19 protein-coding genes are annotated in these 18877 nt (G+C 33.7%); 13 read left to right on the top strand and 6 right to left on the bottom strand.

The window, feature by feature from the left end; all coding sequences use genetic code 11:
* The first annotated feature begins 8 nt into the window (after nucleotides 1–8).
* From A9D35_RS16430 to A9D35_RS16405, 6 genes are all read left to right on the top strand, one after another.
* Nucleotides 9–503 (top strand): hypothetical protein, encoded by a 495-nt coding sequence (locus A9D35_RS16430; RefSeq protein WP_066225032.1) that lies wholly within the window; start codon nucleotides 9–11, stop codon nucleotides 501–503.
* Nucleotides 504–1258: 755 nt separating this feature from the next.
* Complete coding sequence (locus A9D35_RS16425; RefSeq protein ID WP_066225030.1) at nucleotides 1259–1798, top strand: helix-turn-helix domain-containing protein; 540 nt, start codon at nucleotides 1259–1261, stop codon at nucleotides 1796–1798.
* A gap of 102 nt (nucleotides 1799–1900) precedes the next feature.
* Nucleotides 1901–3361 carry a serine hydrolase domain-containing protein gene (locus A9D35_RS16420; protein ID WP_066225028.1) on the top strand — a complete coding sequence of 487 codons (1461 nt, stop codon included), beginning with the start codon at nucleotides 1901–1903 and terminating at the stop codon, nucleotides 3359–3361.
* A 771-nt stretch (nucleotides 3362–4132) separates the two neighbouring features.
* Nucleotides 4133–4588, top strand: a complete 456-nt coding sequence (locus A9D35_RS16415; protein ID WP_066225027.1) for a hypothetical protein — start codon at nucleotides 4133–4135, stop codon at nucleotides 4586–4588.
* A gap of 175 nt (nucleotides 4589–4763) precedes the next feature.
* Nucleotides 4764–6602 (top strand): AHH domain-containing protein, encoded by a 1839-nt coding sequence (locus A9D35_RS16410; protein WP_066225026.1) that lies wholly within the window; start codon nucleotides 4764–4766, stop codon nucleotides 6600–6602.
* 3 nt (nucleotides 6603–6605) lie between these two features.
* Nucleotides 6606–7289 carry a hypothetical protein gene (locus A9D35_RS16405; RefSeq protein WP_066225024.1) on the top strand — a complete coding sequence of 228 codons (684 nt, stop codon included), beginning with the start codon at nucleotides 6606–6608 and terminating at the stop codon, nucleotides 7287–7289.
* A gap of 397 nt (nucleotides 7290–7686) precedes the next feature.
* On the opposite strand, the gene A9D35_RS16400 is transcribed toward A9D35_RS16405, so the two are convergent.
* Nucleotides 7687–8340: an N-acetylmuramoyl-L-alanine amidase family protein gene (locus A9D35_RS16400; RefSeq protein ID WP_066225023.1), complete on the bottom strand. Its 654-nt coding sequence runs from the start codon at nucleotides 8338–8340 to the stop codon at nucleotides 7687–7689.
* Nucleotides 8341–8507: 167 nt separating this feature from the next.
* Between A9D35_RS16400 and A9D35_RS16395 the strand changes: the two genes are divergently transcribed.
* From A9D35_RS16395 to A9D35_RS16365, 7 genes are all read left to right on the top strand, one after another.
* Complete coding sequence (locus A9D35_RS16395; RefSeq protein WP_066225021.1) at nucleotides 8508–8795, top strand: hypothetical protein; 288 nt, start codon at nucleotides 8508–8510, stop codon at nucleotides 8793–8795.
* Between the two features lie 445 nt (nucleotides 8796–9240).
* Complete coding sequence (locus A9D35_RS16390) at nucleotides 9241–11469, top strand: TraG family conjugative transposon ATPase (RefSeq protein WP_439951247.1); 2229 nt, start codon at nucleotides 9241–9243, stop codon at nucleotides 11467–11469.
* Between the two features lies 1 nt (nucleotide 11470).
* Nucleotides 11471–12040 (top strand): conjugal transfer protein, encoded by a 570-nt coding sequence (locus tag A9D35_RS16385; protein ID WP_066225019.1) that lies wholly within the window; start codon nucleotides 11471–11473, stop codon nucleotides 12038–12040.
* 11 nt (nucleotides 12041–12051) lie between these two features.
* Nucleotides 12052–12882 (top strand): hypothetical protein, encoded by an 831-nt coding sequence (locus tag A9D35_RS16380; RefSeq protein ID WP_066225017.1) that lies wholly within the window; start codon nucleotides 12052–12054, stop codon nucleotides 12880–12882.
* Nucleotides 12882–13499, top strand: a complete 618-nt coding sequence (locus A9D35_RS16375) for a conjugal transfer protein TraK (protein WP_066225015.1) — start codon at nucleotides 12882–12884, stop codon at nucleotides 13497–13499. The genes A9D35_RS16380 and A9D35_RS16375 overlap by 1 nt, the downstream gene beginning before the upstream one ends.
* A gap of 10 nt (nucleotides 13500–13509) precedes the next feature.
* Nucleotides 13510–14439, top strand: a complete 930-nt coding sequence (gene traM, locus A9D35_RS16370) for a conjugative transposon protein TraM (RefSeq protein WP_066225013.1) — start codon at nucleotides 13510–13512, stop codon at nucleotides 14437–14439.
* An 11-nt stretch (nucleotides 14440–14450) separates the two neighbouring features.
* Entirely contained in the window at nucleotides 14451–15272 is an 822-nt protein-coding gene (locus A9D35_RS16365; RefSeq protein WP_066225011.1) for a DUF4138 domain-containing protein, read from the top strand.
* 335 nt (nucleotides 15273–15607) lie between these two features.
* On the opposite strand, the gene A9D35_RS19305 is transcribed toward A9D35_RS16365, so the two are convergent.
* From A9D35_RS19305 to A9D35_RS16340, 5 genes are all read right to left on the bottom strand, one after another.
* On the bottom strand, nucleotides 15608–15796 hold the full coding sequence (locus A9D35_RS19305) for a hypothetical protein (RefSeq protein ID WP_066225008.1): 189 nt from the start codon (nucleotides 15794–15796) through the stop codon (nucleotides 15608–15610).
* 99 nt (nucleotides 15797–15895) lie between these two features.
* On the bottom strand, nucleotides 15896–16159 hold the full coding sequence (locus A9D35_RS19300) for an SOS response-associated peptidase family protein (protein ID WP_066225006.1): 264 nt from the start codon (nucleotides 16157–16159) through the stop codon (nucleotides 15896–15898).
* A 228-nt stretch (nucleotides 16160–16387) separates the two neighbouring features.
* Nucleotides 16388–16900 carry a Ca2+-dependent phosphoinositide-specific phospholipase C gene (locus tag A9D35_RS19530; protein ID WP_066225004.1) on the bottom strand — a complete coding sequence of 171 codons (513 nt, stop codon included), beginning with the start codon at nucleotides 16898–16900 and terminating at the stop codon, nucleotides 16388–16390.
* 8 nt (nucleotides 16901–16908) lie between these two features.
* Entirely contained in the window at nucleotides 16909–17637 is a 729-nt protein-coding gene (locus tag A9D35_RS19525) for a Ca2+-dependent phosphoinositide-specific phospholipase C (protein ID WP_066225002.1), read from the bottom strand.
* 4 nt (nucleotides 17638–17641) lie between these two features.
* A complete protein-coding gene (locus A9D35_RS16340) occupies nucleotides 17642–18853 on the bottom strand; it encodes a Ca2+-dependent phosphoinositide-specific phospholipase C (RefSeq protein WP_235817914.1) in 1212 nt (403 codons plus the stop codon).
* Between the last annotated feature and the right edge of the window lie 24 nt (nucleotides 18854–18877).

Here is an 18877-nt window from a genome sequence, read left to right as displayed (position 1 = left end):
CTTTTATTATGAAAGCAATATTAATGATTTTAGCATTTACAGCTCTTGCAGCTTGTAGTCAAGATGATGAAGATATGAATGGATTTAACTTAGAAAACCAAATATATTTAAGTCTTAAAAATTCAGATGGACAAAATCTTCTTGATACTAATACAGAAAATTCAATTGACATCAATGACATCCAACTTTATTACCTAATTGACAATGGCCCTGTAGAAGTAACTATTGAAAACGGTTATAATATGGGCAGTATAGAATTAACTTCGGATAAATTACTAAAAGTTTTTACAAATCCATCCTCATCAAATATCATTGATGAGACTTCAGAATATGAAGTTGTGGAAAACATAGCTTATTTGAAATTTTCAGAAACCGACACTGATACTATTAAAACCCATTCTAAATCAAGTCAGAATTATTTTTTACTATCAAAAGTTTGGTATAATGATGAATTAGTTTGGGAAAGAGAATCTAGTGGAGTAATTGAAATAATGAAAGAATAACTACTGGCAATCGAGTGGATGGCTCCGCCATCAAATGACGGAGTACACCCCTCACACCACCGTACGTACGGGTCTCGTATACGGCGGTTCGTAAATCATCACACCAAAGCTCTTTTCACCCTTGGCACTATCTTCTAGTTTAAGCATAGGCTACAACTAGTGCTCCTATGCGAATTTTGAAGAGAATTACGTTCAGTCCTTCCCTACTTGTGAGTCCATCAAAGGTATTCCCTCCGCTCGTTTCCTGTAAGTACTATGACCTCTGCTGACTTCTCTACATAACCAACTCGTAGTTGTAGAGATCTCCCCTGGTAATGGCATCTTCTTTCCCTCAATTTCTGCCGTATCTACATACTTACCCTTTTGTTAATCTTAGGACGTTACAATGATGTGGTTGCTTACCCAAGTAAATATGCCTCTGTATACGATTTCTGTTCGTCAGTACCGAGTTTTGTAGTTCCGCTTCCTTCAGATAAAACCTCACGGTTTTCACCCTTGCGACTTACTAATGCTTCAAGACGTTACTCCTGCGCATAAGGGACTTGCACCCTATAGATTAATTATTTACCTTTCGGTAAATCAAAAGATGCCCATGCTGGGCACACACACCGTATATAATTTATTGCTAGTTCTAGCCTACTTACGAAAATCCTAGCGGATTTTCTATTCGGTTTTTATTTGCTAAATTACGTGCTTAACCACGCAACAAACCATATACAAACACGTTAGGCAACATTTAAGAAAAACAACTTCGAATGTCAAAACTGAAAAAGAACAGAGAAAAACTTAACTTGACACAGGAAGAACTTTCTGATAAATCAGGGATTTCTATAAGAACCATACAACGTATTGAGTCGGGGAATGAACCAAAAGGACAAACACTTAAAATATTAGCGAAGACCTTAGGAATAAAAGAAAATGAATTGCTTGAAAAAGAAGAAGCCCAAATTGAAATTAAGTCCACCTTAATAAAGATTATCAACCTTTCTTCATTGCCTTTCACTATAATCCCACCTGCAAATATTATTATTCCACTTGTTATAATGTCTGCCAAAAAGCAATTTAATCCATTGGCAAAGCAAATTGTTTCCATTCAAATTTTATGGCTAATCTTTGCTGTTATTATTTTTATGCTAAGCTCCTTTATGAAAAATTGGTTTTCGCTTGGAAATAAGTTTAGTCTAGTTGTTATGATTTTTTTGGTATTGTCAAACATATTCATAATCCTCAGAAATGCAGCAGAGATTGACAAAAAAGGCGAACTGTTTTTCCGTCTGAATTTCAGTCTCATATGAGCCTTTCGTGAAGATGGCGGTATATTGTCAGGTTATTGGCGGGGAGATTTTTATGATGAAAATCATCAGGAATCGCATTTTTGCAGAAAAATAATTATTAGTATGACAAAACAAATTTTCTTTAGCGTAGCTTTTCTTGCTTTATCTATTTTTAGCGCCATTGCACAAACAGATAAAAATTCAGATTTATTTATCGAACTCAAAAAGCAAGACAGCATTTTCTTTGAACGTGGGTTTAACAAATGTGATTTGGATTATTTAGAAAGTCACATAGCCAAAGATTTAAAATTTTACCACGACCAAAGTGGATTCCAAGATAAAAATGCCTTCTTCGAAAATACGCAAAAATACATCTGTTCTAATTCAGAACAAAAGCCAATCCGCAAAGTAGATACAAATAGTTTGGACGTATTTCCCCTCTATAACAATGGAAAAATATATGGTGCCATACAGAAAGGTGTCCATCATTTCTATTTAAGGGAAAATGGCAAAGAAGATGTATGGACCAGCACGGCAAAATTCACGCATATTTGGATTTTGAAAAATGAGATTTGGAAATTGAGCGAAGTGCTGAGTTACGACCATCAAGACCCTGTAGTTGGAAGCCCTAAAAATGATATTGAAAAATTATTGAAAGATAACAACGTTCCTGCATTGGGAATTGGAATAATTGAAAACGGGAAATTGACTAAAGTTGAAGTTTACGGAACATTGGATAAACAAACAACTGCACCTTATAATGCTATCTTCAAAGTAGCATCTTTGACAAAACCTATTTTTGCATTGACCACATTAAAACTGATTGACAAAGGACTACTGGATTTAGAGGAACCTTTATATAAATATTGGATTGACCCTGATATTAAAAATGATAAAAGATACAAGGAATTGACCCCAAAAATCATTTTAACGCACCAAACAGGTTTTCCAAATTGGGGTTATATGACTGATTCAAATAAACTGACTTTTCAGTTTGACCCCGGAACAAAATATCAATATTCGGGTGAAGGTTTTGAATATCTAAGAAAAGCCATTGAAAACAAACTGGGTAAAAGTATTGAAGAGCTTGCCAAAGAACTCTTGTTTACCCCTCTTGAAATGACAGACACCCGCTTCTGGTGGGATTCGGGAATGGACGAAACACGATATGCTCAAAACTTCAACGAGAACGGAGAAAAAATAAAAACTGTAAAATACTATGAAGCCAATGCTGCTGCAAATCTATTAACTACGGTGGAAGATTATGGTAAGTTTTTAGAATACATCATAAACGGGGCTGAACTTTCTAAAAAGCTATATCAAGAAATGATACAACATCAGGTAACGCTTAAAGAAAATGATTTCTTCGGATTAGGTTGGGAAATCTTAACTAACTTCAGCAATGATGAATTTGCATTATTACATACAGGCAAAGACCCAGGAGTAAGCACTTTAGCAATATGGTTTCCTAAATCAAAAAATGGCTATTTAATTTTCTTGAATGGTGATATTGTAAACAATATATATGAAGAATTACTGACCAAACGACTTTATCTTGGAAATGAATTGTGGAATAAAAGATAGAAAAACGTTGCCTAATCGAGTGGATGGCTCCGGAATCAAATGACGGAGTACACCCCTCACATCACCGTACGTACGGGTCTCGTATACGGCAGTTCGTAAATCATCACACCAAAGCTCTTTTCACCCTTGGCACTATCTTCTAGTTTATGCATAGGCTACAACTAGTGCTCCTATGCGAATTTTGAAGAGAATTATGTTCAGTCCTTCCCTACTTGTGAGTCCATCAAAGGTATTCCCTCCGCTAGTTTCCTGTAAGTACTATGACCTCTGCTGACTTCTCTACATGATCAACTCGTAGTTGTAGAGATCTCCCCAGGTTAATGGTATCTTCTTTCCCTCAATTCCTGCCGTATCTACATACTTACCCTTTTGTTAATCTTAGGGCGTTACATTGATGTGGTTGCTTACCCATGTAAATATGCCTCTGTATACGATTTCTGTTCGTCAGTACCGAGTTTTGTAGTGGTATTTGCTCTTTATTCAATCGCAAATAACCTTCAGATAAAACCTCTCGGTTTTCACCCTTGCGACTTACTAATGCTCCAGAACGTTACTTCTGCACATAAGGGACTTGCACCCCATAGATTAATTATTTACCTTTCGGTAAATCAAAAGATGCCCATGCTGGGCACACACAAAGTATATAATTTATTGCTGGCTTTTCGCCTACTTACGAAAGTCCTCGCGGACTTTCTTTGTCAGTAATTTTTCACTAAATTAGTTGCTTGAAACACACAACAAACCATATACAAACATCGTTGTAGCCAATTAATGAAAAACGAGATTCTACATGATTTAGAGAAACTATTAGAACAATCTCTTTCCTTCACAAAAGGAGCTACGATTGGACAAATTATTACGAATTATATTAATGAAACTAACCAGAATTATTTAAGTATTGGAATTAACCACTATTTAGATGATGATGAACCAATTGAATTAAATAAGCTTAAAGAAAATAAAGAATTAAAAGAGTCTTTTCAAAAAGCACTTAAACTGAATTTGAATGAAAACAAAATACTCTCGAAATTTAAAGCTGATTTGATAAACGCTTTTTCAGAAATAAAACTAAAAGTTCAATCTGAACAAAAAGGAATTAAAAATCAAGCTATCTTTTTGGAATATGACTTCCAACCAATCGCCTCAATATCTGGTTACGGAAAAGGAAACTATCCAATATTAGAAAGACCAAAATATTTAGAATCTTATCCTACTGAAGAAATCTAAATAAGTATTAAAAAAATTAATTATAAATTAGTCCAAGCTTTTGGGAGCAGTCTATTTCTATTCGGTTTTTATTTGCTAAATTAGGTGCTTAAACCACGCAACAAATCAAATAAACACGTTGTAGGCAATATCGCCCAGCAGAACGAAAAAAATATTAACCTAAAACGGAAAATGTATGAAAAACATACGAAACCTCTTGAAAAAATCAGCTTACTTACTAATAATACCTTTGCTATTTCTTGGCTGTGAAAATGAAGAAGAACCAATTGAACAAACTTTAGAAAAACAATCAAATTATAAAATTGAAAAATTAAGTTATGAAGATTTTGAGTTAAATGAAGTAGCAACGACTGAGTTTAAACAATTGAATCTAAAAAAGTCAACGTTTTCTAGACAATCTTATGACAGTGGTTTAGGGTTTACAGTTGAGACAGATTCATTAAAATATGTTGAAAATACTATAACAGGTGTTCACTCATACAATTTCCCTATTGTTAGATACTCATTAACTGCAAACAATTTAGAAAACCTAGTTTTGCAATCAAATACTAATGGCGGTTATGATGCGTTTATTGTAGAATATGGTTTTTCTATCAACGATTACAATCAATTAAATAAACAATTCCTCGGCAATACAACAACTAAATATACACCAATCGATTTTGACACTTCAATACTTGATGAACACCTATCTAGGTCTTCTAGTGGTTGGGCCTGTACAGAGACTTGGGCACTTGCCTTAGTTCCTAATAATCAGGGGGATTTAGTTGGAGGTACAGAACTGTATGTTTGGGAATGGGTTTTGGAATCTAGGTCTTGCACTTACCATGGTGGTGGTCCAGGTGGCGGAGGCGGAGCTGGAAATAGTGGTCCTAATGGGCCAAATAATGGAGGTGGTTCAAATCCTTCTAATCCATTTCCTAATGACATAGACGATTCAATTATTACCACACCAACCAACCCAGATGGTACTTCAGCAGTTCCAAATATCCTTACAAATTTCTTACAACCAGAATTAACTACTGCGCAATCTGGTTGGATAAATAGTAACAGTAATGCTGATGCCGTACAAATTCTTTTTGATTACATATTGGATAATCAAAGTTCTTTAGAAGCTAAGAATTTTGTTTTAGAAATGATTGATGTTATAAGAGAGGATAATTCTTTAACTGATTTAAATGCTTTAAATTTTGTGATAGAAGCTAATAATCAAAATAAAGTATCTAATCCTTTTGATAATGCCTTTTTAACTTCTGTAAATCAATTCATGGACATCAATGCAACCGCATCTAATCCGGGAATAATTCAATTACAAATTTATTTTTCTACAAAATGTGCTGTTTTAAAGTTTAACCACCCAGATTGGTCGGATGCTAAAGTATATTGGGAAGCTTCTAAAGATTTTGTACATATTGCTTTAGACGGTTTTGGAATGATTCCTGTTGTTGGAGAAATCGCTGATTTAACTAATGGCGTACTTTATCTAGTAGAAGGCGATGGTGTAAATGCTACTTTGAGTTTTGCAGCTACAGTACCTATTGTGGGTTGGGGAGCAACAGCAGGTAAGTATGTTTTTAAAATTATACCTTCAACTATAGGGCCACAAGTTAGACTCACTTGGAAAGTTTTAGCAAACGGAACGGTTTATTTTGGTTCAGCTGGCAGCAAATTAAGAAAAGTACTAGGCATAACTGATTCAGCTTTACATGCACATCATTTAATTCCTTGGGCACAAAGATTACATCCAGTAGTTCAAAAAGCAGCTAAATCAGGTAACTTATTTCATATAAATGAAGCATTAAATGGAATACCAAGACCTAGTAGTTTACATTTGACTGGTCACTCTGCTTATAATACAAAAACACAACAGATTCTCAATAACCTTGACCCAAATGCTTCCATAGATGAAGCTTATGATTTTGTTTCTGGATTTGCAAGTCATATAAGGACTTTGATTACTAACAACCCAAATTTAAACTCAGGGCAAATTGCAGATTTAATTAGTTATCCATAAAAGATGAAATATTATTTATTAACATTTAGTAGTAATGTAAAAGAGGTTGGAAAAATACCTCAAAGCGAAGAATGCCTAATAGGAGATATCCAACAAGATTTTATCCCATGGGAGGGTGTAATTAACTTTGGTTTTAAATTACCCGAACCTAATCTTGAAAAAAAATCCAAACAGACTTCATACCTTAATGTTGTTGCTATACCATCATTCTTTCTAGTTATTGACGATGAATTATTAAATTTTCTTAGAGGTTTTAAAATTTGTAATTATCAAGATTGGAAAATAAATACTTGGCTTAATAAGAAAGAAATAACAAAAAAATATAATTTATTTCTTTTAAATGACACAAAACAATCAAAATACATAGATTTTAAAAAGTCTGAATTTTATTCAAAAAAACTTGGCGATTGGAATAACTCAAGTATCCAAAAGTCTGTTTTTGTAAAAGATTATGATGAATATATTTTTGTAAAAGAAAAATTGAGAAAAGATAAACTTATGTTACTTCATAAAAATGTTACTTTAGATTTAAGTAAAACAAAAGTTGACTTGTTTAGAATTGTAAATGCACCACCAGGAGGTTATTTTGTTTCTGAAAAACTAAAAAATGCAATAGCAGAAAACGGTTTTACTGGAATGGAATTTACAGAAGTTAGTGAGTTAAATAAGGTAGAAGTAATTTATTAAAAAAATACTGCCTACAATATCTAAGCGTTCGTGTGGTCGTCACGGCCAAACATGAACGTCGTGTTGACTGAACCGGCAATTGGTCGGTAGCCTACACTATGGGGATTGGTTTATTTTGAAGAGGGTTCTAAGGAGGTATTTAAGACTTGTTACGTACTTGACAACGTTGTTTTTATTGGAGCTTATGTAATTTGTTTTATCCAGTGTTTTGGCAGGCCTCGTGCCGTAAATGTTCTTATGGTTATTAAGTATCCTTGTCGGCATTTTGTAAGCTCCTGTAAGCTTACCTTAAACCCGAACTATTTAAAAGTAAAAAAACAGCGTTATCGTTACCCCCTCCTTCTAATAATTTTTATAATCTCCTTTATCAAATCAATCAGTGCAACATAAAATAATTTCATAGTTCTAATATTTTAGTAATGATTTGTAATAAACTTTTTGCTATAAATTCTAGATTCTTAGATTTTGAAAATATTCTAACATCCAATTCATTCGACAAAAAACCGAGTTCTATTAGTATCGATTTCATATGCATGCTCGTGTCTCTTAGTACTTGAAAATTTGCAAATTTTACACCCCTATATTCGGAATGTAGAGCTTGTGATAAACCTTTTCCCAAATAAAAAGCTGTAGCTATAGATGACCGTAAATACATTCCATTTTGATTATGCACATATACTTCCAGACCACTAGCCTTATTATTTTCGGAATGATTACAATGCAAGGAAATAAAGAGATCTGCTTTTAGTGTATTCGCTAATACGGTTCTGTCTTTTAAAGAAATTAAACTATCTCCGGCTCTAGTGAGATAGATTTCAAAATTATGATATGTGTTGTTTTGAGATTGAACCATTTCGGTGGCAATTCTAAAAACAACATCCTTTTCTTTTAAACCTCTCTTACTTATAGCTCCCGAATCTGTCCCTCCGTGGCCAGGATCAATAATCACTATAGGTAATTTGTTTTCGATTGTTTGTGAGTAGCTAAATATTGAAAAGAATAAAAGCTGAATACCCACCCAATTCCTAAGTCCTTTAAAAATGCAATTCATTTTATTTTTTGCACAAAATGAATCTAATTCAAGAATTAACTAATAATTGTCTAAAATTTAACAGATTAGCCTGTTAAATTTTAATGTTTTTACATGAATTAGACTGATATCCAATAGATTCCATAAAAATTAATCTAACAGCCTTTACTGTTACAACGCAATATATTATGAAAAAATCTATGCTTTTAGTTCTCGCTTTTCTGCTGTTTACTTTGCCTTCTTTCGCTCAAATTGGAGGTATTGAAAACTCTGTAAATGATGTCTCAAATACCATAAGAACCATTTTCCCCATTATTTTGGGAGTAATATTTTTAATTGGATTTCTATTTAATGCAGGTCACTTTTTTGGGGAAAATGCCGATCTCAAAAAAGGAATTACACGAGTTCTTGTTTTTGTGCTTATAGCCGGTGCCGTGGTTGGAATATTTACTTACCTAATAGGAATTGTAGTCTAATGAAACGCTATTTAATTTATAGAAACATGAGAAAACGTGCCATGATTTACGGCTTACCACTACCTCAATTTGGGGTGATGATTATGACGGTTATTGGCACGTTATTAGTCATTATTTTCTCTTTCGGTCTCATCGCTATCATTGGTGGATTTATTTTAAATGCAGCATTATACATCGCTCTGATAAAGGGCATTACATACCTTAAACACGTCACCCTTAACAACGTATTTCCTAAACTAATTTCTAACCGAAAACCATCCCTTGTCTATCATGAAAAAATTAATTTGTTTTCATACTATCCCATAGTGGATATCCAGGACCACCTAGTGTTTTCCAATAATGGAAATGTCGTATTGTGCTTTAAAGGGGAGCTTCCTGAAATCTATTCACTTTCAGAAAAGATTTTGAAGAGCTGCATGCCAATTGGTTTCAAGCACTTAAATCGTTGCCACCTGGTTGTATTGTTCAAAAACAAGACATATACCAGAAACAAAAATATGAAGCTTCAAACCTCAGACAAGAAACATTTCTTGAAAAAGCAACACATAAGCATTTTAAAGATCGAGAGTTTATCAGTCACAATTGTTATCTGTTTTTTATACTTCCCAAGCATAATCCTATGAACACCAATGCTTACATCAATCCATTCAATAAAGTAAAATCAATTGATATACAGCGATTAGATGAGCGATTAATTCAATTTAAAAAAACAGTTAAGGAAGCCGTTTCAACGTTAAATACCAATAGAAAACTATCTTTTAACCCCTTGTGTTCCGATGAAATCCATGAGTTAACACGCTCATATTTTAACGGTTTTAATACGGATATGGATACCGATATGATCCTTGATCAGAAACAGACTCAAATTGGTAACCAGTATTTCGATGTATTAGCGATTAATAGCGAGTTGTGCTTTGATGATGCCGTACAAACTAGTAAAAAAAATGAGCATTTCACATCTGACGATTTTGTGTTTCATCAGGGGTTTATAGATGGTTTAGGGTTACGTTTAAATGAAAATCATATCCTAAACCAAATCCTGTATTTAGACGATAAACACAAATGGCGAAAAATTTTAGATAAGAAAGTTGATGAACTCCAGAAGAGTTCAAATTTTGGGTCACAGAATAAAGTGATACTTGAAAAGATTCAAGACACATTAAAACGTATTAATCAAGACGATCAATCTCGGATTATTCGTGGGCATTTTAACATCATATTTTGGGATGATAGCCTTAAGGAGTTAGAACGTATAAACACCCAAATTAAAACCGAGTTTAAAGATTTAGATATTAAGCCCTATTATCCGAAAGGCGATGCTAAAAAACATTATTTATTAAATAGTTATTTCTGTTTTTCTTCGAACTTTTCTAACGATGATTTATATGTTTCCGATTTAAAACATGCCCTATGCTTACTTATAAATACGAGTAATTACAAATCGGACGATTCAGGTATTATTTTTAACGACCGAGAGCATAATATTCCTGTTTTGAAGGACGTTTGGGATGATGACAAGAAACGTATAAAAGCTAGAAACTTTGCGATTTTTGCTCCTACAGGTGAAGGAAAATCGTTCTTAGCAAATAACATTTTACGTCAGTATTACGAATCAGGAGTCCGCTTAGTCATCATAGATTTAGGAGGTTCGTATACCAAGTTTGCGAAGCTATACCCTGAAGATCATACTATTTTAAGATATGAAACCGGTTGTAATTTAGGAATCAATCCTTTTTATATTGCATCACCTTCCGACTTGACTCCAGAACGTTTGGAAGATCTTTCCAATTTCTTGGTAGAACTTTCTGCAGCGGATACTGATCAAAATAAAGCCCAAACGGTAGCTTTAAAAAAAATACTCAGTGCCTATTATTCACAAAGCAACTCTGGTCACTCTTTAGATGGTTTTTATCGGTTTATCGACGCCCAACAAAACACCTTACTGTCGGATCTAAAAATCCATGAAGACTATTTTAACATCACCAATTTCCTACACATTATGTCGGAATATGTTGGAGATGGACTATATGGTTTTCTCTTTGAAGTAAGCGAAGATCAGACCTATAAATTAGAAGATAAACGCCTCATTGTTTTTGAACTTGATGAAGTAAAAAACAATAAGGAAATTCTGTCTGTCATGCTGAAACTTATAAAATCAGCCATTCAACGTACTATTTGGAAAAATCGTTCAGAGAAAGGGATTATCCTATTCGATGAATTTGCTAAGCAACTCAAATTCGATAATGTTTTAGAGAGTGTAGAATTTTACTATCAAGCAATTCGGAAACAAAACGGTGCTATTGGCATTATTTTACAGTCCATCAATCAGTTGCCTAATAACTCGACATCTGCAAGTATCCTAGAAAACACCCAAGTGATTTATAGCTTGAATAACGAAAAAGGCTATGATGAATTACATAAACGCTTGCACCTTTCTAGCCATGATTTAAATCAACTGAAATCTATTAAAAACAATCTTTCAGGCAATAGGAAATACACCGAAATCTTTATTAAAATCGGACGTGAAAGCAATATTTTTCGTCTTGAAGTGCCTAAAGAAGTATATGCAGCCTACCTAACCGATGGCCCAGAAAACGAAACCATTATGCAATTGTATAAAGAAAATAACAATATGGAACACGCCATAGTGTCCTTCACCACTAAAACATCATAAAATGAAAACTAAAATCTTATTCATCGTAACGATACTATTTTTTAGTCTCCAAAGCACAGCTCAAGGGATGCCGGTGTATGATAACACCAATTTTATAAGCTTTGCAAAGTCCCTTATTGAATCGGCTAAACAAACATCGCAACTGTTACAAACCGTTAAATTTCTAAAAGATCAAAAGGAAAATATTGTAAAAGTAAACAGCGTCATAAAACAGCTTAAAGCTGTAAAAGCGCTTGCAAAAAATAATGAAAGATTATTCCTTGTTGTTCGGGATGATTTACGCGAAATCTTAAACTCTCCATACATTAAACCTGAAGAGATTACAAGTATTTCAGATTCATTTAATGCCATTCTCGAAACTGCCTTAGAAGATTTAGATTTTATAGATCAGATTCTTTCTAGTGATTTTTTAAAAATGACCGATGCAGAACGGACCACTATTCTAAAGGAGAAAGAAGAGGATTCTAAGGCCATGGTTTCCGACATCAATTTGAAAACCAATCGCTATCGGGATATCATTTCTTTCAGAAAATTACAAGACAAAATTAATACTCGAGAAACAAATTACTAAATAGGTTAACCATGATACGACTAGGAATAGGATTAGAGTATATAGACGCCATATTTCAAACCATAAAAACTAGTGATTTCGCGCTTTTCACTATAACAGGGATGAAAACATTGGCTATTCTACTGTTCCTAGTCAATATCATTAAAAAGTATAACGAAGGTGTTGCAGACAAAGAAGGATATACTTGGGGGCTTACACCACAAGACCTCATTAAAAACTTTATCATTGTTCTACTAGTTATTTTTTCAACACAAATCCTTAATGTATTCGATGGCATTTTAGTTGCTATTGAAACACAATACAGAGATACAGCACCTGCATTACTTCCTCTGCAATTACAAGAAATTCCTATAGACGAGAACATCAATTTGGTAGAAGCTGCAACGAAAGCTATGTCTTTACTTTATGAAGCCTTAGTAACACCACTATATGCCTGGAATATACTAGCCTTTATCATCAGTTTTGGACTCTGGATTTTGGATTTGTTTATCTATCCATTGTTTTTAGCAGAACGCTATTTTTTATTAGGAATTATGCAAGCATTTTTCCCCTTGATTCTGAGTTTAGCTGTCTTTGAAAAATTTAGGTCTATGGCTTACAACTTCTTTAAACTGTATGCAGCCGTTTACATGCTAGTGCCTGCATTCTTTTTAGTAAATGTCTTTATCAATGCCATTTACACCGAACTCAACACTTCTTTTTGGAGTAATCTATTTGGCACCGATATGGGGAGCCGCATCTTCGCTCCAGTTGTAGAATTTGGAAGTGTACTTTTTATTGTGTTTTTAAAATTCAAATTATATAAACGTGCCACATCATTCACCTTTAGACTCTTTACATAATGAAAACACCATACAAAAATATATACACCATTCTAAAGCTAAATCGATTTATCGTTTTGGCGGTGGTGATATTCACTTTAATCACAACTCTATTTTCTGGTTGGCTAGTTTATGATATGCATAAAAAAACACTTACCCATGCCTTTGCGGTAAATACGGATGGAGCTGTAATCCCTTTAAAATGGTTAAATCAAAAGGAGAACTTAGAGGTTGAAATCCTATCTCATTTGGAGTTATTCCATAACTACTTTTATAATATCGATGCTACTAATTATGAAAATCATTTAGAAAAAGCCTTATGGCTCGGAAATAGTGCTGTAGATAATTTATACCGACAAAAGAAAGCGGATGGTGTTTACAATAGGCTAATTCAATATTCACTAGTCCAGAAGGTAAAAAGTATTCATTCTGAAATTGATTTAAATATAGATCCTTTCCAGTTTAAAACCACCACGGTTTTTGAGATTAATCGTGGAACTATAATCGACACTTACGAACTCATTTCCTCAGGAAATTTAATCCATGTCGACCGCCATTTTCCTCACAACACTCATGGTCTTTTAATCACTAATTATTTCGAGAATAGTTTACGAAAAATCGAAAATGAGACCCCTTAAAACCTGATGTATGAAAACTTCTAAAAATAAAATTGTCTTTGGAGCTGTGATTATCTTAGTACTTGTTTTTATAGGTGCTTATAGTTGGGTGCTATGGAATGAAGATGAATCTGCTGACAATCAGTTAGAACAAACTTTGGTACCGGAATTGGAGTCCGACCAAGAAGCTTTTACTTCTAAATTGGATGCCATAAACAAACTAAAAGAGGTTCGAGAAACCAATGCACCAAGTATTTATAATGAAATACAACTAGATTCTTTAGGATTCTATAATCCTAATTATATCGCAGAAGAAAAGGAACGCATTGTAGATAGTATTTATAAGCTAGGTAAATTTGATTATGTGTCACAAAAGGTTCGCTATGAAACGAATAAAAACACCGAAAAAGACTCTATAATTAAAGAAATATCCGATCTACCTAAATTAGATAGTGCTATAGCAGCTAAAAATATGGGATTAGACCATTTATTATTTTTTGCCTCAAACCCTAAAGTGATATCTCAGTTTAATACTAGAAATACAGATTCACTCGTCATTGTTCGCGTGGATGGTAATCAAACTGTGAGAACTAAACAACGCCTAAACTTACGCCTAGATCAAGATATTAAAATTCAAGATCAGGTTATTCCAAAAAACACAGCTATTTATGGTTTTGTGAGCTTACAACCCAATCGTGCCCTTATAAATATCTACACGATCAATCATAGAAAAGTAAAACTAAAGGCTTTCGATTTCCAAGATGGCAACGAAGGGGTATATGTGGAACATAGTTTTAAAGCACAAGCACAAACAGAAGTCATTGGTGATATTGTGGAAGACATCAATATTGCAGGAGTACCGCAAGTTAGCGGGATTAAAGCTCTATTTCAACGCAATAATCAACACGTAAAGATTCATGTAGTAAACAACTACAAACTCATTTTAAAAGTTCAACCTTAAAAGCATTAGTCATGAAATACCTTTTATCCTTAATTATAATTACGTTATTGCCCTACCACACTGAGGCACAAACTGTACGACATTTAGATACCATTTATGCCAATGAAAACAATACCGTTGCTTTATTTTTTCCTAATCCTATCAGGCAAGGTATAACAGGATCAGGACATTTTGTGTTTACTTACAATCGTGAAAAGCAACAATATTTCGGGCTTCTACAGGCAACTCCAGGTATAGATAGCAACTTACTTTTAATAAGTGAAACGGGAGATGTGTACTCTTATCTTTTAGCTTATAAAAAGAATCTAGATACTTTCAATTATTTTATTGATCTTGAATCAGCTATAGGAAATGAGGTCCCTAAAACACCTATGAAACCTAAAGCTCAAACTCCTATAAAAACCGTAATTAATTATGATAAATTATGCAGCTATGCATTAACGAATCCCCGTACCATTAAACGAAGCTCGGCACATTCACAAGACATATCCCTTACACTTAAAAATCTTGTATATAACAATGATGCTCTATTGTTTGTTATGGACATTGAAAATAATTCCACTTTAGATTATAACGTCAATACACTAGAAATCTCTATCAGAATCCGAAAAAAAGGCAAACATAAATCTATGCAAAAATTATCCCTTAAACCACTTTACAAATACAATTTACCCAAACGTATAGATAAAAAATCGAAGGCAATTATTGTTTATGTAATTCCTAAATTCTCTATCTCGAATGAACGTGAAGTTGTTATTTCCTTACAGGAAGATCACGGAGAACGCAATGTAGATTTGAAAGTTGGGTATCGGGTTGTTAATGCTCCGAATTGATAACACTCAAAAGTTTATATTTTTTTACACCAACAATATTACACTTAATTAAGAACGATTTTCTTAATTAAGGCGGGCCTCGAATTTTTCAATCGGATTAATCTAAACACCCTTTGTTCCTAAACTCAAGCTACATCCAAACGTTTATACGCCTTTATTAGCCAAATTTCTGGTTAATAGAGTACCTTCTTATTGTCCATTAATAACAAAGTCGACCCCTAAACCTTAACAGTTTATAAAAGGAGAATCGTAAAATTAACTCAGATCAATTTTACCAATTTCCACAGGGGAATTTTACTCATAACAAGCCTCGAGACGGATGTTCATTTTAATTATCAAAAAAGTGTATTATAATCTGGATAATGAAACGGGACAATACTACTCGCAATATAGCTATCTTCATTAGGGCTAAATATGGCTTTATTTACGGTATAGGTACCGATTTCAGAATATAACCCTACAAGGGCTAAAGGCGATTCATCTTCATTTTTAATATGGTACGGGTATTTTTCCTTTATATTCATGTGGTTCTAAAAATCCTGACGCTGCAATGATACAACGCCGTTCCATAATGCCTTCTTTCATAAATAAAATGCTGCCCCCCTTTCTGATCGTGCTTTTTTTTATCCACCACCAAATTTCACAGCCTCTTTATAATAGCTCGTAATCTCGTCCTTACTGGTGTCGTCAGGTACGATTCCCCAAACCCCAGGAGCCAAGACATCTGACTTTTGTTGGGGAATCACCAACATATTAGGATGCGTAAAACCATTTAAATGATATTGAGGAGTATCGAAATACGACTCTAAGTTTTCATCACTAATTTTTACTTTAAACTTGCTTTCTATATTTTTTACTTTTGCGGTTTGTGAGGTGTGGAAACACATGTCGTCCTTTTATAGTTTTTAATTAAATCACATATTTTTGATTTGTTCTTTAAAATTACAAAATTTTGGTTTGGACACAGACTGGTAATCTAAAAAATTGAAGTCAACAAAAAATCTTATCTAAGCTGTTATTATTTTGAATTATATAAAAAGAGTTCACATAAAATATGAACTCTCTTTAACAAACAAATCAAAATTAAACATTGTTAGTTTTTTAAAACCAATTTCCTACTTCCCATTTATAGGATTTATTTGAAGAATTTTATTATTTGGTATTTTTACCCTATACGGTGTTCCGTAATTATTAGTTTCTTGATAATAATCTGTAGAAATAACTTGAGCGCCACTTGAAAATGCCGCATTCGCACGCGATAAATCATTTACTTTTGCTTCATAAGTTTCAATATCTGCCCTAGTACGTACCATATATCCCTGACTTACTGCTTTTTTTATGTCTCCTTGTCGTAAAACGGCATTATCTAATAATAAAAAACCAGAATGAGGTGCTCCAATATCGGCTCTAACAAACATGGTTCTACCCTTTAAAGAAGGGTGGTTTTTAACATAGGCATTTTCAGTAGTCAATCCTGCTCCTCCAGGTAATAATAAAAAGATAAATTTACCTAGGGAGGACTTTAGAGTTGGCCAGTTTTTAGCTAACACAGCTTCGTTTAAGGTACTGTAGTTTCCGCGCACATCGTCTGGAGTAATAATCTTGTCACGTCCTAATATTAGCTCCAATTGTATGTCTAACTCATCGTATACGGTGGACGTAAATGGTAATACTTCTGCTCCATTAGAAAAAAAGGGATCCCTTTATCCTTGGCCTCTATCATAATAAAAATTGGTGTATGTGTAGGATTAGTATCTGACCACAATTTTAAATCGGTTAGAGCAGACTCTAATGTATTATAATGAGATAGAAAATCAATATCTGGAATGTGCATCACTTTAAAACCAGGTGTATTTAAACCTGTAGAATCAAACGGTTTAAAGTTCGTTACACCTTTTGCTTTCAAAGCATCGTATACCGCTGGCTTGCTAAATTTACCTCCTTCAGGATCATAAACTACATCGATAGCCAAAGATCTCATCCCTGCATCTAACTGAGCAGGAAAATCGGGAAAACTATAGGAAATCATTTCCTTAAACGACATCGAATTTGGATGAAATTCCAGATAACTATCTCTCTGTTCCTTAGGCATCTTAGCTATATAACCAGACATCATTTTACTAAACATTGGATCTAAGAAATTTATAATAACACTATCTCTTTCTTTTGCGTAACTATTATGGGTTCCTACAACCTGAATTTGGTTAATTTTTATCGTGTCTGAAAATGTAACACTGCCATTTTCAATAGACTGTTCTTCTTCCTGTATTTTTACCGTAACCTCTGCTTCTTTTTGCTCTGTTTTACAAGCTTGTAACATTAAGGCACATACTAATAGGTATCCTGCTTTTTTTATATTTATCATAATTTTAGTTGTTTTTAGAATTTATAGGATTTTCTCGCATTGGTTTTTTATTAGGTAATTGCACCCAATAGTCTGTATTGTAACTGTTTCCAGGTTTAAAAAAATCGGTAGAAATAACTTGTGCGCCACTACTAAAAGCTGCTTCAGCACGGGAATTATCATTAACCTTAGCCTCATACGTTTCAATATCTGATCGGGTACGTACCAAATAGCCTTTTGCTACCTCATCTTGTATAGAATCTTGACGTACTATAGCATTATCACGTAGTAAAAATGAAGCAAATGGCTGGCCTGGTTCAGATTGCACAAACATCACGCGATTTTCTAAAACAGGATGATTCTTTACATAAGCACTTTCTGCAGCCAAACCACCTCCAGAAGGCAATAACATAAACACAAATTTACCTAAAGAGTCTTTTAGGAGCGGCCAGTTTTTAGCTAATACAGCCGCCTCTAAAGTGCTATAATTATTACGAACATCGTCTGGAGTAATAAGCTTTTCTTTACCCAAAGTTTTAAGAACTAAAGCATCTAACTCATCAAATGCCTGTTCTGTAAAGGGTAAAACTTCTGCCGAGTTAGGAAAAATAGAAAAACCTTTATCTTTAGCCTCAACCATAATAAAAATTGGTGTATGTGTTGGATTTTTATCAGACCATGTTTTTAAAGCCTTTAGTCCCCCTTCGAAAGTAGGGTAATGGGTTCTAAAATCAATATCGGCCATATGCATTAATTTAAATCCAGGCTTGTCTAAACCTATAGTATCAAAAGGAGCTAGTTTCGAAACGCCTTTTTGCTTTAAGATCTCATAAGTTGCGGGTGAATTAAACCTATTTCCTGTAGGATCGTAATACACATCTAATTCTAAAGAGCGTAATCCCGCATCTAATTGCGCTTTAAAATCTGGATGATTGTAAGCAAGCATTTCACTTAATGGCATTTGATGTGGATGAAATTCTTTCATTTTAGCCTGCTCCTCTTCAGATATTACCGTTTTGTATTGCGACATCACCTTTTCAAAAATAGGATTTACTAATTCGAATACTTTAGGGTCTACCGGTTTGGCATAACTATTATGTGTACCTAAAACCTGAATCTGATTAATTTTTAAAGTTTTCTGTACTTCAACCTTATTATTTTCTAAAGTCAAAGTTTGAGTAACGACCTCCTGTGCTACACTAGGAAATACAGTAAAGACACTACCTGTTAGTAGCAAGTGTTTAAAACATTCATATTTTTA

It is taken from the genome of Formosa haliotis (assembly GCF_001685485.1).
Taxonomy (GTDB): Bacteria; Bacteroidota; Bacteroidia; order Flavobacteriales; family Flavobacteriaceae; genus Formosa; species Formosa haliotis.
This window is presented reverse-complemented; position numbering and strand designations above follow the sequence as displayed.